A 16,399-nucleotide genomic window follows, 5' to 3' on the forward strand; every position below is an offset into this window, starting at 1 on the left:
CCTCATGCGCAAAGCGCTAGCCCTCTCGTTGTGCGCCCTGTTCCTCGGTGGCTGTGCCAGCGATCCCGCCGACCGTGACATCAGTGGCACCTGGATCAACCAGGTCGCCATCGACGCCGCCGCCAAAGGCGGACCTCTGCGCGAAGCCCTGCAAAGCTACGGCCCGAACCTGGAATGGGACATCAACACCAAGGCCAGTCAGGCGCGCTACACCAACGGCTTCGAAAACGTCGAAGGCAAGGTGCTGGCTGAAGAGTCCGGCTCCTGGAAAATCGATTTCTACGGCAGCTCCGCCAGCACATTGAGCCGCGACGGCAAACAGCTGCTGCAAGAAGCCAACGACAACGAGCCGGAACAGGTTTTCGATCGTCCCAAGGAGCCAGCACCGGAAGGCGCGCCACTGGGCGCCAACTTCGAGCGCGCGCTGTACTCGGCTTACCTGGGCGGCGAATGGAAAATCGTCAACGGCCCGGGTCAAGGCGGCACCGTGCTGTTCCAGTCCAACGGCCAGGTCATGGGCCTGCCGGGCGCCGATCGCTACGCACTCTGCCTCGCCGGCGACTGCGCATCGATGAGCGGTGGCTACGACAACCTGTGGCTGCAGCTCAACGGCCAGGGCAACCCCTGGATCTTCGCGCGCAACGGCAAGCAACTGGAGATCTTCCAACCCATCAACGCCTCCCAGGCGGACGAGGTACCTTCCCTCACCCCGGGTACGCGCCAGTGGCTACTGGAAAAACAGTGATCCAGCAAAAAGGAGCCGAAAGGCTCCTTTTTCTTTATCCAGCGCGACTCAGCCCTGCCCTTCGATAATCTCCGCATAGCCCTCGCGAAAACTCGGATAACGCGGCTCCCAACCCAGGGCCTTGGCGCGGGCATTGCTGCAGCGCTTGCTGCCGGAGCGCCGCACACTCGAATTGTCCGCCCACTCGGTCACGCCCAGGTACTCCCGCAGCCAGTCCACCACCTCGGCCAAAGGCGCTGGCGCATCATCGACCCCGATGTAGCAGTCCTCAAGTGGCACGCCGCGCCGATCGGCCTGCAGCAGGAAAGCCAACAACCCCGCCGCATCGTCGGCATGAATGCGGTTGCCATACAGCGGCGGATCGATGGCCACGCGATAACCCTGGCGCACCTGGTTCAACAGCCATTCCCGCCCCGGACCGTAGATCCCAGTCAGGCGCACCAGGCTGGCTGGAATACCGCTCTGCAACGCCACTTGCTCGGCCTCGAGCATCAGCCGCCCGGAATAGCCATCAGCCTGCGCCAGCGAAGTCTCGTCGATCCACTCGCCGTCTTTCTGCCCATAGACGCTGCTGCTAGAAACGAACAACAGGCGCTTCGGCGACTGCCCGTTCTGCTTGAGCCAACCCAGGACATGGGTCAGCCCCTCGACATAAGCCGCACGGTAGCCTGCCTCGTCATGCTCGGTAGCGGCCGCGCTGTACACCAGATAATCCAGCGGGGTGGTGGGCCAGGCTGCCGGACACTGCTCACCGAAAAGATCGCCCGCCACGCCGATCACCCCTTCCGGTAATTGCGCAACCCTGCGCCGCAGGCCGTAGACCCGCCAGCTTTCAGCCAGCAGTTGCTTCGCCAGACGGCTGCCGACATCACCGCAGCCAGCGATCAGAACAGAAGGGGCGGACATCAGAAAACTCCTATCAGAAAGGCACAGACTAGCGTCGGCAATGGACGAGCGGCTAGCAATCAAAGAAAAAAAGATACTCTATTACTTCTGTTAACAAGAATTAGTTGCAATAATGACGGCCCATTTGTTCTCGGCCCTGCGAGGCCTAGAAGGACACTTACCCTTTTCCCTCTCAGGTCCGGCCAGCATGACACGCAATCAACTCTCCGCTTCGCCAACCCAACGCCCAAGCCCGCTGCGCGCCATGAGCGCGGCCGCAGCGTTGCTGTTCAGCCTGCTGCTGGCACCGACCGCGGCCTTCGCCGATGAACAGGCCCCAACTGGTGCCTCGACACCTGCGGCAGCCCACGCGCCAGCCGATGCCGCGGCACCGGTAGCCACCCCGGTCGCTGCAGCGCCAGCCCCCGCCGAAGGCGAACCGGCCGAAGACGCGCCTGAAGTCCTCGAAGCGGACAACACCCTGGGCATGGCCCACGACCTGTCCCCTTGGGGCATGTACCAGAACGCCGACATCATCGTGAAGCTGGTGATGATCGGCCTGGCCATCGCCTCGATCATCACCTGGACCATCTGGATCGCCAAAGGCTTCGAGCTGATGGGCGCCAAGCGTCGCCTGCGCGGTGAGATCCTCAGCCTGAAAAAGGCCACCACCCTCAAGGAAGCCAGCGTCACCGCTGCCAAAGAAGGCACCCTGGCCAATCTGCTGGTCCACGACGCCCTGGAAGAAATGCGCCTGTCGGCCAACAGCCGCGAGAAAGAAGGCATCAAGGAACGCGTCAGCTTCCGCCTCGAGCGCCTGGTAGCCGCCTGCGGCCGCAATATGAGCAGCGGCACCGGCGTGCTTGCCACCATCGGTTCCACTGCGCCCTTCGTCGGCCTGTTCGGTACCGTGTGGGGCATCATGAACAGCTTCATCGGCATCGCCAAAACCCAGACCACCAACCTCGCCGTCGTCGCCCCCGGCATCGCCGAAGCCCTGCTGGCAACCGCCCTGGGCCTGGTCGCGGCCATTCCTGCGGTGGTCATCTACAACGTCTTCGCCCGCTCCATCGCCGGCTACAAGGCCCAGGTCTCCGACGCTTCCGCGGAAGTCCTGCTGCTGGTCAGCCGTGATCTCGATCACCTGCCGACCGCCGAGCGCTCCGCGCAACCTCATGTGGCCAAAGTAGGGTAATCACCATGGGCCTGCATTTGAAAGAAGGCGCGGAAGACGATCTCGCCGAAAACCACGAAATCAACGTCACGCCGTTCATCGACGTGATGCTGGTGCTGCTGATCATCTTCATGGTCGCGGCGCCGCTGGCCACCGTGGACATCAAGGTCGATCTCCCGGCCTCGACGGCCAAACCGGCGCCACGCCCCGAGAAACCGGTGTTTCTCAGCGTCAAGGCCGACCAACGCCTGTACCTCGGCGACGACGAAGTGAAGGCCGAAGCCCTCGGCGCCACCCTCGACGCCAAGACCCAGGGCAAAAAAGACACGACGATCTTCTTCCAGGCCGACAAAGGCGTGGATTACGGCGACCTGATGAGCGTGATGGATGCCCTGCGGGCCGCCGGATACCTGAAGGTCGGCCTGGTCGGACTTGAGACGGCTACCAAGAAATGATCACGACGCGCCAAAAACTGACGCGTTACAGCGGTAGCCTGGCCATCGTACTGGGGGTCCATGCGGTCGCGATCCTGCTCGCGCTCAACTGGAGCGCCCCGATGCCGGTCGAGCTGCCACCCCAGGCGATGATGGTCGAGCTGGCGCCGCTGCCGGCACCGCCTCCTCCCGCACCGCCCAAGGTCGTGACGCCACCGCAGCCACCGGCTCCGATCGAAGAGCTGCCGCTGCCCAAACTCGCGGAAGCGCCGAAGCCGACGATTTCCGTGCCCAAGCCGGTCAAACCCAAGCCCAAGCCACAACCGCCCAAGCCTGTGGAGAAAAAGCCGGAGCCGCCGAAGGAAAAGCCCAGCGAAGAGAAGCCCAGCGACGCTCCGCCGACGCCCACCGCGGCACCGTCCTCGGCACCCGCTCCGGGTCCGTCGCCGGCCCAGATCGCCGCCAAGGAAAGCTGGCAAGGCACGCTGCTGGCGCACCTGGCCAAGTACAAGAAGTACCCGCCAGGCGCTCAGGCACGCGGCAAGGAAGGCCTGAACCGACTGCGCTTCGTGGTCGACGCCCAAGGCAACGTGCTGTCCTATGAGCTGGTAGGACGCTCGGGCAACGCCGATCTGGACCGGGCCACCCTGGAAATGATCCGCCGCGCCCAGCCGCTGCCCAAGCCGCCGGCGGACATGCTCAACAACGGCTCGATCGAGATCGTCGCGCCCTTCGTTTACTCCCTGGAGAAACGTCGCCGCTGAGCATGACGCACAGGCAACCCCCAGCAAAAAGGCACCCAAAGGGGCCTTTTTGCTTTTCCGGGCATGAGCAGCATGCATTGCCCGGTGTCACAGCGAGCATTGAGTCTGATAACGTGCGTCTATCGATTGCAGCCGGTATGCTTGGCCCGCAACCTCATGGACGTCCGCTATGACTCTTACTGAATTACGCTACATCGTTACCCTCGCCCAAGAGCAGCACTTCGGTCACGCGGCCGAGCGTTGCCATGTCAGCCAGCCGACCCTGTCGGTGGGCGTGAAGAAGCTTGAAGACGAACTCGGTGTGCTGATTTTCGAGCGCAGCAAGAGTGCGGTACGTCTGACGCCGGTCGGCGAAGGCATCGTCGCCCAGGCGCAAAAGGTCCTCGAACAGGCCCAGGGCATTCGCGAATTGGCCCAGGCCGGCAAGAACCAGCTGACCGCCCCGCTGAAAGTCGGCGCGATCTACACCGTCGGCCCGTACCTGTTCCCGCACCTGATCCCACAACTGCACCGGGTCGCCCCGCAGATGCCGTTGTACATCGAAGAGAACTTCACCCACGTGCTGCGCGACAAGCTGCGCAACGGCGAACTGGACGCGATCATCATCGCCCTGCCGTTCAACGAAGCCGACGTGTTGACCCTGCCGCTGTACGACGAACCCTTCTACGTGCTGATGCCAAGCACCCACCCCTGGACTCAAAAAGAAAGCATCGACGCCAACCTGCTCAACGACAAGAGCCTGTTGCTGCTGGGCGAAGGCCACTGTTTCCGCGACCAGGTACTCGAGGCCTGCCCGACCCTGGCCAAAGGCAACGACGGCGCCAAGCACACCACGGTGGAATCCAGCTCTCTGGAAACCATTCGCCACATGGTCGCTTCCGGCCTTGGTGTCTCGATCCTGCCGCTCTCGGCGGTGGACAGCCATCACTACGCTCCGGGCGTGATCGAAGTACGGCCGCTGACCGCGCCCGTGCCGTTCCGCACCGTGGCGATCGCCTGGCGCGCCAGCTTCCCGCGGCCGAAAGCCATCGAGATCCTCGCCGACTCGATCCGCCTGTGTTCGGTGGCCAAGCCGCCTGCCGCGAGTTAAGCCGTCGCGATGACTGAGCTGTCGAACGTGCCGGTCACGGCACTCAAGGGCGTCGGCGAAGCCATGGCCGAAAAGCTGGCCAAGGTCGGCCTGGAGAACCTGCAGGACGTGCTGTTCCACCTGCCCCTGCGTTATCAGGACCGCACCCGCGTAGTACCGATCGGCGCGCTGCGCCCCGGGCAGGACGCGGTGATCGAAGGCACCGTCAGCGGCGCCGACGTGGTGATGGGCAAGCGCCGCAGCCTGCTGGTGCGCCTGCAGGACGGCACCGGCGGGCTCAGCCTGCGTTTCTACCATTTCAGCAATGCGCAGAAGGAAGGCCTCAAGCGCGGCACCCGCGTGCGCTGTTATGGCGAAGCCCGTCCCGGCGCCTCGGGGCTGGAAATCTACCACCCGGAATACCGCGCCATCAGCGGCGATGAACCGCCGCCCGTGGACCAGACCCTGACCCCCATCTACCCGCTCACCGAAGGCCTGACCCAGCAGCGCCTGCGCATGCTGTGCCAGCAGAGCCTGGCCCTGCTCGGCCCGCGCAGCCTGCCGGACTGGCTGCCGCAAGAGCTGGCGCGGGACTACCAGCTGGCGCCGCTGGACGATGCGATTCGCTACCTGCACCATCCGCCGGCCGACGCCGATGTCGACGAGCTGGCCCTGGGTCACCATTGGGCACAGCATCGCCTGGCGTTCGAGGAACTGCTGACCCATCAGCTGTCCCAGCAGCGCCTGCGCGAAAGCCTGCGCTCGCAACTCGCCCCGGCGCTACCCAAGGCTACCCGGCTGCCGGCGCAGTACCTGAAGAACCTCGGCTTTCCGCCCACTGGCGCACAGCAGCGGGTCGGCAACGAGATCGCCTATGACCTCAGCCAGCCCGAACCGATGCTGCGGCTGATCCAGGGCGACGTGGGGGCCGGCAAGACCGTGGTCGCCGCCCTTGCCGCCCTGCAGGCACTGGAGGCCGGCTATCAAGTGGCGCTGATGGCGCCGACCGAGATCCTCGCCGAGCAGCACTTCATCACTTTCAAGCGCTGGCTCGAGCCGCTGGGGCTGGAGGTCGCCTGGCTGGCCGGCAAGCTCAAGGGCAAGAGCCGCACGGCGGCCCTGGAACAGATCGCCGCCGGCGCGCCGATGGTGGTCGGCACCCACGCGCTGTTCCAGGACGAAGTACAGTTCAAGAACCTGGCGCTGGTGATCATCGACGAACAACACCGCTTCGGCGTGCAGCAGCGCCTGGCCCTACGCCAGAAGGGCGTGGGCGGACGCCTATGCCCGCACCAGCTGATCATGACCGCCACGCCGATCCCCCGGACCCTGGCCATGAGCGCCTACGCCGACCTGGACACCTCGATCCTCGACGAACTGCCCCCAGGCCGCACGCCGGTGAACACCGTGCTGGTGACCGACTCGCGCCGCGTCGAGGTCATCGAGAGGGTGCGCGCCGCCTGCGCCGAAGGGCGCCAGGCCTATTGGGTGTGCACGCTGATCGAGGAATCCGAAGAGCTGACCTGCCAGGCCGCGGAAACCACTTACGAAGACCTGAGCAGCGCCCTGGGCGAACTGCGGGTCGGCCTGATCCACGGGCGCATGAAGCCGGCGGAAAAAGCCGAGGTCATGGGCCAGTTCAAGGCCGGTGAGTTGCAACTGCTGGTGGCCACCACCGTGATCGAAGTCGGCGTCGATGTGCCCAACGCCAGCCTGATGATCATCGAGAACCCCGAGCGCCTGGGCCTGGCCCAGTTGCACCAGCTACGCGGTCGCGTTGGTCGGGGCAGCGCCGCCAGCCATTGCGTCATGCTCTACCATCCTCCCTTGTCGCAGATCGGCCGCCAGCGCCTGGGCATCATGCGCGAAACCAACGACGGTTTTGTCATCGCCGAAAAGGACCTGGAACTGCGCGGCCCCGGCGAGATGCTCGGCACCCGCCAGACCGGCCTGCTGCAATTCAAGGTCGCCGACCTGATGCGCGACGCCGACCTGCTACCGGCCGTGCGCGATGCCGCCCAGGCCTTGCTGGAACGCTGGCCGCACCACGTCAGCCCGCTGCTGGAACGCTGGCTGCGCCACGGGCAGCAATACGGCCAAGTGTGAGCAGCGTCTCAGTTAAGGGGCGAATGCCCCGATCAAGCTGGTTATACTCCTGAAATTGTTTGAAAACGGATACAGACCATGACAGAAGTTGCCCTCGCCACCGCAGCCCCGCACGCTCCGTCTGTAATCCGGCTGCTGCTCGGCAAACTGAACATCGGCTTCACGGAAGTCCTCGATCACCCGGGCCTGCCGGCCGCGCGCAAGGTACAGGCGGTCCTGCTGGACGACGCCGTCGGCGCGCTGATGGTGCTGTTCCCGCAGAGCCAGTTGCTGGACCTCAATCGCCTCGCCGAACTGACCGGCCGCCGCCTGACCGCCGTATCCACGGAACGCCTGGAGCGTATGCTCGGCAAACACAACCTGAGCCTGCTGCCCGGCCTGCCGGCGCTCACCAGCTCGCCCTGCCTGTATGACGAAAGCCTGCTGCGCGAGCCGCTCCTGCTGATCAACTCCGGCGAACCGGGCCTGCTGCTGGAAATCACCAGCGACGCTTTCAAGAGCATGCTAAGCAAGGCCAGCGCCGGCAACTTCGGCGAAGCCTTGAGCAGCATCCGCCCGAACCTCGACCGCCCGGACGACGACCGCGAGGAAATCACCCAGGCCATGCAGGCCTTCACCGCCCGGCGCATCCAGCAACGCCTGGAAGCGACCATCGAGATTCCGCCGCTCGCCGAAACCGCGCAGAAGATCATCAAGCTGCGGGTCGACCCCAACGCCACCATCGACGACATCACCGGCGTGGTGGAAACCGACCCGGCCCTGGCCGCGCAAGTGGTGAGCTGGGCGGCTTCGCCCTACTACGCCTCGCCGGGCAAGATCCGCTCGGTGGAAGACGCCATCGTCCGCGTGCTGGGCTTCGACCTGGTGATCAACCTGGCGCTGGGCCTGGCCCTGGGCAAGACCCTGAGCCTGCCCAAGGACCACCCGCAACACAGCACGCCGTACTGGCAGCAGTCGATCTACACCGCCGCCGTCATCGAAGGCCTGACCCGCGCCATGCCGCGCGCCCAGCGCCCGGAATCCGGCCTGACCTATCTCGCCGGCCTGCTGCACAACTTCGGCTACCTGCTGCTGGCCCACGTCTTCCCGCCGCACTTCTCGCTGATCTGCCGCCACCTGGAGGTCAACCCGCACCTCTGCCACAGTTACGTGGAACAGCACCTGCTGGGCATCAGCCGCGAGCAGATCGGCGCCTGGCTGATGCGCTACTGGGATATGCCGGACGAGCTGTCCACCGCCCTGCGCTTCCAGCACGACCCGAGCTATGACGGCGCCTACGCCGAATACCCGAACCTGGTATGCCTGGCCGTGCGCCTGCTGCGCAGCCGCGGCATCGGCTCCGGCCCCGTTGAAGACATCCCGGACGCCCTGCTCGAACGTCTCGGCCTGTCCCGCGACAAAGCCGAAGACGTGGTCAGCAAGGTCCTCGAAGCCGAAGTGCTCCTGCGCGAACTGGCCTCGCAGTTCAGCCAGCACTGACCCCCAGAAAAAAGCCCCGCTCCTGTAGGAGCGAGGCTTGCCCGCGATCATCTTCCGGCTGGTATACAGCCCGCCCTCAAGCCTTCGGCTTGGCCTTCTTCGGCTTCAAGTACTTGGTCAGCCCCTGGAACCAGATCACCAGCGCCGGGTTGCCCTTGATCTGGATCGACTTGTCCTGAATCCCGGTCATAAAGGCCAATTGCTTGTTCTTCGCCTGCATCGTGGCAAAACCATAGGCCGCGTCTTTAAAGGCAATGGCGAACGCCGGCTCGGGATACACACCGGACTTACTGGTAATCCGCTGGTCCTTCACCCGGAAATGCCGCGCCACCTTGCCATCCAGCGTCTGCAGCTGAAACACCAGTTCCTTGTCACCCAACTGCTGCTGGAACGCAGGATTGGTCCGGCTGGCCTTGCCCATCAACAGCCCCAGCATCCACAGAAGAAAACGAAATTTCATGCGCAAAGCCCCAAAGAAAAAATGAACGGCTGGCGCAGTGTAGCGGCTTCGGAGGGGAACGCCACAGTTATGCAAGGTTAAGGGAAGATGAACGCGTTATTGGGGATTATGACCGCCAAGTCACGCTCGTTTAAGAGCAGCCTTTATGAGTCGTCACGAAGAGACCTGCTCATAACCCTGCGAATCCTGCAACCTGATTCAGCCTTATCCACTCCTGGGCCAGGCAATAGCCAGCACTCCAGACAACAGGCTCAAGGCGAGCAGCACTTTGGCAACCAGGAACGCAACGTCGACGGAGTCGGAAATGCCCCCACTGCCGCTTGCCCCGCCAGCAATGCCAGCCAACCCGAGCAAAGCACTGAGTATCGAGATGGCAAGCAGCAAAATCGCCAGTACCGTGAATATCTTATGCATTATGCGGCTCCTTGATCGGGACAGCCCATAGGTCGCGTTTTGATGCTTCGCATAGGCTCGTTGAAGCTATTTTTTCGGGATACTTCTCGTTGTGGGTTTTCTCTTAATAATCGTCATCGCGTCCGGTTGGCTTCCAGTTGATGTCTTTGTCCGCGTGATAACCCTGAATAGGATGCGCTGGAAGTGGGTGCTCTTTGGCTAGATCAGGAAAGCGAAGTTCGGGCTTTTTGTACAGCTGACTGGAAATATCACTGTACGCAAGTGCTATTTTTTTATCTTTTATATAACCAAGGTCGCCATCCGCAAAAGTGCTTTCAATTACCAATGCTGCCTTCCGCATGCCCAACGCAGTAGCCCGCTGATAATAATGCATTGCAACCGGATAATTTTTATCAATATTACTATTGTAAGATGCCAGCTTGTAGGCAGCATCTACATAATTTTGTTTTTCAGCACACTTAAGAAACTTCAACCCTAGCTGATCATTATTTTTTTCGTATACATACAAATATCCAATGTGCGTTAAAGCTTGAGGACTACCTAAATCTGCTGCCTTGATTAAATACTGCATTGTATTCTTATCGGACTGAGTACCCCCTATACCCCGCTGTACCATCACACCCATATCGTAGTAGCCCAACGGAACCTCAAGTTCGACCATTCGCATATAAAGATCGATAGCTTTATTTGTATCTTTCGAGACACCATCACCGCGTAAATATAGCTCTGCAAGATTGTGCATTGCTTTCCAATGGTTCTTCTCTACAGCCTGCTGATACAGACTGGCAACTTTGCTCCAGTCAGCTGGGCGTTCTTTGCTAAGCACACGAGCTTGTTTGAACCATTGATCTGCCTGCTGATCCAGAGGAGGAGCAATATCTTTTTCATGAACACACTTGAAATCGTATGCCATGGAAAAACCACTGCTGCCCAATAGCACAACAGCCAGCAGTGCTTTAATAGTCGTCATTACGTCCGGTCGGTTTCCAGTTGATGTCTTTATCTGCGTGATAACCCTGCACAGGGTTCGGTGGCAGCGGGTGATCTTTGGCCAGATTGGGAAAGCGCAAATCTGGATTTTTGGCAAGTTCCCTGGATACTTTGTAGTATGCATCTTCAGTCTTCTTGTCTTTATTATAAGAAAACTTACCATTTTGAAATACATCTTCTATTTCCATAGCTCCTTTCCGCTCACCTAACGCTGCAGCTCGTTGATAATAATGCATGGAGACAGGGTAATTTTTGTCTACCGACTCATAATATGTACCAAGTTTGTATGCAGCATCTGCATAATCCTGACTTTCGGCGCACTTCAGATAGCTGATACCAACAGAATCTTTATTTTTTTCATATATATAAATGTAACCAATCCTTGTTTGAGCTTGAGGGCTTCCCAATTCTGCTGCCTTAATCAGAAACTGCATGGCAGTCCTGTCTGATTGCACAACACCAATTCCTCTTTGTGTCATTACGCTCATATCGTAGTAACCCAGCGGAACCTGCAACTGTGTCATTTTCAGGTATAAGTCAATCGCCTTATTCGTGTCTTTAGGAACCCCATCGCCACGTAGATGTAGCTCCGCAAGGTTATGCATTGCTTTCCAGTGGTCTTTATCTACTGCTTGTTGGTATAGATGGGCGGCTTTGGGCCAGTCAGGCAAGCGCTCTTTACTGATAGATCGAGCTTGTTTGAACCATTCGTCAGCTTGTTGGTTCAGAGGGGGAGCAGTGTCCTTCTCATGCACACATTTGAATTCGTAAGCCATAACTGGGACTCCATAAAAAAATAAAAACAGAGCAAATATCGATCTAATCAAGGGCTTTTGCATAAGGTGTCACCACATCCCAAAATCTGACTAAGTTTCCATTTAGTGGTAGTTTTTTCTTTTGATTTTCCCAATTCTTGGTGATGATCGCGTCCCATTTTTCATAATCATCTTGAATATTATCGATTAAAAAGGGTGTCTTCTTACTTACCCCTTTCCCCGAATGCATCCCCCACAACCGCTCCCGCCAGGTCCGGGTGGTTTGCGGGCTTGGCATGGCGATATTCAGTTCGGAGTCCGAGTTCAGGCTGCGTTCGTTGATGTTGGCGGAGCCCAGGGTGAAGAACAGGTCGTCCACCAGCAGCAGCTTGCTGTGTACATAGATGGACTTGTACTGCGCCATGCCTTGTTCCGGGCCGAGGTGTTCGGTGATATCGCGTTCGGTCTGGCGTTGCTCGCGTGTCTTGGCAGTCGCGGTTTCGCCGCCGTCCTTGCAACTGACCAGGGTCGCGATAATGATTTTCAACCCCTTGGGCGGCAGCATCTCCGGCTCCAGTTCGCGAGCCGCGGCCTGGTTGTAGTGTTTGTTGGGGTCCATGGCCAGGAGTTCATCGGCGCGACTCGGATCGATACCCTGCTCATGCATTTGCGTCTGTACCTTGGCCAGTTCCTGATCGCGAGTCGGCGATTCGGCGCGGGCCTTCAGTTCGCGTTGGCTGTAGGCCAATTGGCGCTGATCGTAGAGCAGGTCGCGGTGGGCCAAGGGCATCAGTTCACCCTGACCAAGGGTGTCGAGCATCTCGTAGGTGGAACTGGAGAAGTGCCCGCTCTCCGGGTTATTGGTGACCACGAACAAGTGCAAGTCCTGTTGTTTGCCGGCAGCGACGTAGTCGGCGGCAACTTTCTTCAGGCGTTCGGCCAGCGGTTTGTAGCGGAAGTACTGGTTCTCGATATAGGCGTACTGATGCACATTGCCCAGGGCCTTTTCATATACCTCGAGAATGGTTTTTTCCGGGCCTTCTTCCGGTTGAGTCCGGCAAATCTGCGCGGGCTCTCCACCATCACGAATCAGGCTCAGCGGTTTGACCGACGACCGCTCGTGATTCAGGGTGCCCTTAAAGATACGGCGTATCCAACTGCTGCTCTTGTCCCAGGCATTGCAGAAGTTGTGATTGAGATCGAACAGCACCGGGCCACGTACGAATAGGGAAAGGTCCTGCCAAGGGCCGAAGCCCAGGTCGCGCTTGCCGGCTGCATCGTCGTAGGCGTGGGCGGTGGTGTCCCAGTAGTTGCGCTGCAGGTTGTGGCCCATCACGAGACCTTCCGCCTTTTGCGGGTCCATGTAGTCGACCACCAGAGTTTTCTGGTGATGGCTGGGAAACAGGCTCAGGAGCATCATCTGCATGAAGGACACATCGTGAGACTCGTCCTTGAGCAGTCGCCACAGGATGGCAAGGCGCCCCCAATGCATGCGTAGGCCATTTTGATCGTCGTAGGTCAACTGTCCTATGAACTCGAAATCCCGCGTACGAAACTCGATATTGCGGGCTTCGCGGCTGTTTACCCAGCGATACCAATCTCGGGTCTCGACCTGTTCGTTCGGGGCTTGAACCGTCCCTCCCGAATCACGGCCCTTGGTGTAGCCGCTGTCCAGGGCATCCAGGCTTTGCTGGATGTCGATCAGACGGTCGCGCGTGGCTCGTCGGCCAGCCTCGTCGTTTGCCGGAAGTTTTTCCAGGCGTGCCTGCTCCTGCTGCTGTTTTTCCAGAAGCTTTTTCCGTTTTTCACCCAGGGCGCTGGTGTCAGCCGGCTTGCCCGCGGTCATTCCGGAACCCATCGATGTTCCGCCGGCGCCGCTCCAGCCCTCGCCGATCACCGAGTTTTCACCGAGCTGGGCCAGTCGGTTGTTCCAGATCAGTACCCGTACCTCGACACCACTTTCGGCCTTCTGCCTGAGCAGTTTTCCCAGACTGGGGCTGTCGGTCGAGGCCCGGTCGAGACGCAATCCAGGGTCGAAGCCCCAACTGATGAGGTCGATGCTTTTCGTAGCTGCCTGGATGCATTCATAGACCTTCTTGAAGGCTTCCTCGCCACACACCAGCGGCGTCACCACGTTGCCTGCCGGACGTGGCGGGCTTAGCGGATTGTTCTTGTGAGCGAACCAATCCGAGGTCAGGGTTGCGGCGCTTTCTTCAAGCGAGATCGACAGTTTCTGATCGAGGTATGTCATGGAGTGCTTCCTTTACTCTTTCTGCTCGCTTTGATCCGCCCACAATTGGCGGAACGCCTCACTGCTGCTCAACGCCTCCAGGGAGGCCGCCGCGCCCGGGAAGTCGCGGTATCCCTCACGCCCCAGGCGTTCACTGCGTTGGCGCGTCTGTTCGGTCGAGGTTTCGCTCATGTCCAGGTTGAAACGGTGTCCGTTCACCGTTTCCACCGAGTAGTTGCGGGTACCGGGAATATGCTGGAAAAGCACATTGCCCTTCTCGTCGCTGAAGCCTTTGTCGATAAGTGCGCCATCGGCGTAAAGCTGATAAGGCTCATCCGGATACCCCGGCATGTTGGGCAACGGGGAAATACGAATGCACAGCTGACCCGGCACTGTTTCTTTCGCCGGGTTGGCCAACGCCTCCTCCATCAGGCTGCCAGCCTTGTCCGCATCAGCCGCCCCCGGCAGACCCGGCATCAGAATACCGATCCCAGTGCCACTCCCCGCCGAGCCCCCCGCATTGATCTTCACCACCGGCCCCACCACCGTGACGCCGCCGGCATCGAGCTTGATAAAGCTGCCACCGGCCTTGATGGTCAGTTCGCTGCCCGCCTCGATTACCATCTTGGCGCCGGCCTTGAGGTGGATTTCCTGGCCGGCTTTGGTCAGTTGCGCGGTGCCGAGTTTGATGTGCTGGTTTTCGCCCACGGTCAGGTGGTCGTCGACGCGGGTTTCGGTCTTGCGGTCGGCGTGGGTGATGCGGTGTTCTTCGGCCTTGAGTTCGGTGTAGGTGTTCTTCACCACCGTGTCGTGGCGTTCGTGGCCGATGCGGATTTTCTGGTCGTGCTCGATGTTTTCGTCCCAGTCGCGCTGGGCGTGGATGAAGATCTGTTCGGCGCCTTTCTTGTCTTCGATGCGCAGTTCGTTGAAGCCGGCGCCGCCCGGCGAGCTCATGGACTTGAACACGGTGCGGGTCTTGTTCGCCGGCAGCGGGTAAGGCACCGGGTGTTCCTTGTGGTACAGGCAGCCGGTGATCAGCGGCTGGTCGGGGTCGCCTTCGAGGAAGGTCACCAGCACTTCCATGCCGATGCGCGGGATGACGAGGGCGCCGTAGCGGTCGCCGGCCCAGCTGGAGGACACGCGCAGCCAGCAGCTGGTCTTGTCGTCGGCCTTGCCCTCGCGGTCCCAGTGGAACTGCACCTTCACCCGGCCGTACTGGTCGCAGTGGATTTCTTCGCCCTTGGGCCCGGTGACCACCGCGGTCTGGCTGCCCAACACGCGCGGTTTCGGGTGGTTCAGGGCCGGGCGGTAGAACACCTGCCAGGGCGTGGCGAGAAAACGGTTGCGATAGCCCTGGTGGAAGTCGTCCTTGTTGTCGGTGGTGTCGCTGGTCACCGACTCTTCCAGCACCTGCGGCTGTTTGCCTTCGTGGACGATGTGGGTCAGCAGCCAGAGGTCGTTCCACTCGCTGCGCGGGTGCTCGGACAATTCCAGGAAGTGGCCACTGACCAGTCGTGTCTGGTCGCCCCAGCCTTCGGCCTGCTGGTAGTCGGCACGGTGGCGTTCGAGGGCGCGCTGGCTGAGAAACTTGCCGCGGGCGCGGTCGGTGAAGCGCCCCGGGTAGTCGTAGTCTTCCAGGTCCGGCTCTTCGCTTTCGGCCTCGGGTTTATAGGCCGCTTCCAGTTGCAGGCGCGGCTTCTCGAAGTCGTAGTCGCGACGGGTGGTGCGGCGGGTGCGGGTTTCCAGGCGCAGGTTGAAGCCCTTGATCACCGGCTCGTCGGCGACCATGCCGCTGCCCTGGATATAGGCGGTGGGCTGGCCGAGCTTGGGGAACACGGTCTGGTCGTCGCCGAACACCAGCAGATGGCCTTGCGGGCTGTGCTGGAAGTGGTAATGCAGGCCTTCCTCTTCGCACAGGCGCTGGATGAAGTGCAGGTCGGTTTCGTCGTACTGCACGCAGTAGTCGCGCTCCGGACACGGGGTGCCGAGCTGGAACCGGTAGGCGTTGCCCTGGATGCCGTGCTCTTCGAGGATCAGGGCGATGATCTTCGGCGCCGACAGCTGCTGGTAGATGCGCTGGTTGGTGCGGTGTTCGAGGTAAGCCAGTTGTGGCACCAGCGACACCTGGTAGCGGGTCAGGCGCTTGCCGGCATCGCCCTGGGCCACGCGGTAGATCTGCCCGTGGATGCCACGGTCTTGTGGATCGAAGGCGAGAAAAGCCTGCTTGTGCAACAGGGTCTCCAGGTCCAGATCGGGGTTCTCGCTGACCAGTTCCAGATCGAAACGGAACGGCTGGCTGATGCCTTCGATCCCCTCGAAAGACAGCACCTGCAAGTCACCCTGGAAGTCGTCGACCGTCAGGCTGAAGTGGGTTTCATTGGAAGGATTGAACATAGCTTGCTCCCTGCTTGGTTATCATCCATTACGTCGGTAGTGCTATGAAAAGGCGGTCCTCAGAATACTGACGCTATCAAGTAGAGCGCATAACGATTGTAGGAAAACACCGAGCATCGGCAGGATGATTCCTAATTTGATGCGCGACTCACAAAGATCTGTCTGAAGCTGGCAACAAAGCCCACTGAACACGCCGAAAACACATCGTCATAAAATGCGGTAATCCTGTCGTTGCAGCTGCCCAGCCTCCCCGCTATCCTTCCGCCGTCGCTGCAAAATCAGCGACCGGGCCTGGAAACCCGATGAGTAAACGGCGCAGCAGCGCCAACTATCACGATTGCTGGCGCTTTTTTGTGCCTGACTTTCTCGTGTTATGGCGGCTGTGCGCGGGAGACCTTCGGGTCTGCCGGGTTCCGTTTACTCCGGTTTTCCAGCCCGCGCATAGCTGCCACCCTTTCGACTGGAAACGAAACGGCAGCTCAATTCAGTAAACGGAGTTA

Annotated in this window: 14 protein-coding genes; 7 read left to right on the top strand and 7 right to left on the bottom strand. The window is 60.5% G+C overall.

Features of this window, described 5'->3' with window-relative positions:
• Positions 1-4 precede the first annotated feature (4 nt).
• The gene (locus C4K38_RS31275) at positions 5-745 is read left to right on the top strand and encodes a putative periplasmic lipoprotein (protein WP_053281432.1); all 741 of its coding nucleotides are present in this window, start codon (positions 5-7) and stop codon (positions 743-745) included.
• Positions 746-793: 48 nt separating this feature from the next.
• Here the strand turns inward: C4K38_RS31275 and C4K38_RS31280 are convergent, their stop codons facing one another.
• Positions 794-1,651 (bottom strand): SDR family oxidoreductase, encoded by an 858-nt coding sequence (locus C4K38_RS31280; RefSeq protein ID WP_053281433.1) that lies wholly within the window; start codon positions 1,649-1,651, stop codon positions 794-796.
• A 187-nt stretch (positions 1,652-1,838) separates the two neighbouring features.
• Between C4K38_RS31280 and exbB the strand changes: the two genes are divergently transcribed.
• The 6 genes from exbB to C4K38_RS31310 all read left to right on the top strand — a co-directional run bounded on the left by exbB (position 1,839) and on the right by C4K38_RS31310 (position 8,656).
• The gene (gene exbB, locus C4K38_RS31285) at positions 1,839-2,825 is read left to right on the top strand and encodes a tonB-system energizer ExbB (protein WP_053281434.1); all 987 of its coding nucleotides are present in this window, start codon (positions 1,839-1,841) and stop codon (positions 2,823-2,825) included.
• Between the two features lie 5 nt (positions 2,826-2,830).
• The gene (gene exbD, locus C4K38_RS31290) at positions 2,831-3,259 is read left to right on the top strand and encodes a TonB system transport protein ExbD (RefSeq protein ID WP_007921142.1); all 429 of its coding nucleotides are present in this window, start codon (positions 2,831-2,833) and stop codon (positions 3,257-3,259) included.
• Positions 3,256-4,002, top strand: a complete 747-nt coding sequence (locus C4K38_RS31295; protein WP_053281435.1) for an energy transducer TonB family protein — start codon at positions 3,256-3,258, stop codon at positions 4,000-4,002. Before exbD ends, C4K38_RS31295 begins: the two co-directional genes overlap by 4 nt.
• 169 nt (positions 4,003-4,171) lie before the next feature.
• Complete coding sequence (locus tag C4K38_RS31300) at positions 4,172-5,092, top strand: hydrogen peroxide-inducible genes activator (protein WP_025807009.1); 921 nt, start codon at positions 4,172-4,174, stop codon at positions 5,090-5,092.
• Positions 5,093-5,101: 9 nt separating this feature from the next.
• A complete protein-coding gene (recG, locus tag C4K38_RS31305; protein ID WP_053281436.1) occupies positions 5,102-7,177 on the top strand; it encodes an ATP-dependent DNA helicase RecG in 2,076 nt (691 codons plus the stop codon).
• A 78-nt stretch (positions 7,178-7,255) separates the two neighbouring features.
• Complete coding sequence (locus tag C4K38_RS31310) at positions 7,256-8,656, top strand: aminoacyl-tRNA deacylase and HDOD domain-containing protein (RefSeq protein WP_053281437.1); 1,401 nt, start codon at positions 7,256-7,258, stop codon at positions 8,654-8,656.
• Between the two features lie 76 nt (positions 8,657-8,732).
• On the opposite strand, the gene C4K38_RS31315 is transcribed toward C4K38_RS31310, so the two are convergent.
• The 6 genes from C4K38_RS31315 to C4K38_RS31340 form a co-directional block, all read right to left on the bottom strand.
• Positions 8,733-9,116: a hypothetical protein gene (locus C4K38_RS31315; RefSeq protein WP_025807007.1), complete on the bottom strand. Its 384-nt coding sequence runs from the start codon at positions 9,114-9,116 to the stop codon at positions 8,733-8,735.
• Between the two features lie 204 nt (positions 9,117-9,320).
• The gene (locus tag C4K38_RS31320) at positions 9,321-9,530 is read right to left on the bottom strand and encodes a hypothetical protein (protein WP_016703149.1); all 210 of its coding nucleotides are present in this window, start codon (positions 9,528-9,530) and stop codon (positions 9,321-9,323) included.
• A 103-nt stretch (positions 9,531-9,633) separates the two neighbouring features.
• On the bottom strand, positions 9,634-10,500 hold the full coding sequence (locus C4K38_RS31325; protein ID WP_053281438.1) for a tetratricopeptide repeat protein: 867 nt from the start codon (positions 10,498-10,500) through the stop codon (positions 9,634-9,636).
• The gene (locus C4K38_RS31330; RefSeq protein ID WP_231998585.1) at positions 10,487-11,296 is read right to left on the bottom strand and encodes a tetratricopeptide repeat protein; all 810 of its coding nucleotides are present in this window, start codon (positions 11,294-11,296) and stop codon (positions 10,487-10,489) included. Before C4K38_RS31330 ends, C4K38_RS31325 begins: the two co-directional genes overlap by 14 nt.
• Before the next feature lie 43 nt (positions 11,297-11,339).
• The gene (locus C4K38_RS31335; RefSeq protein ID WP_053281439.1) at positions 11,340-13,526 is read right to left on the bottom strand and encodes a phospholipase D-like domain-containing protein; all 2,187 of its coding nucleotides are present in this window, start codon (positions 13,524-13,526) and stop codon (positions 11,340-11,342) included.
• Positions 13,527-13,538: 12 nt separating this feature from the next.
• Positions 13,539-15,899, bottom strand: a complete 2,361-nt coding sequence (locus C4K38_RS31340) for a type VI secretion system Vgr family protein (RefSeq protein ID WP_053281440.1) — start codon at positions 15,897-15,899, stop codon at positions 13,539-13,541.
• Positions 15,900-16,399: the final 500 nt, after the last annotated feature.

This window comes from Pseudomonas chlororaphis subsp. piscium (genome assembly GCF_003850345.1).
Lineage (GTDB): Bacteria > Pseudomonadota > Gammaproteobacteria > Pseudomonadales > Pseudomonadaceae > Aquipseudomonas > Aquipseudomonas piscium.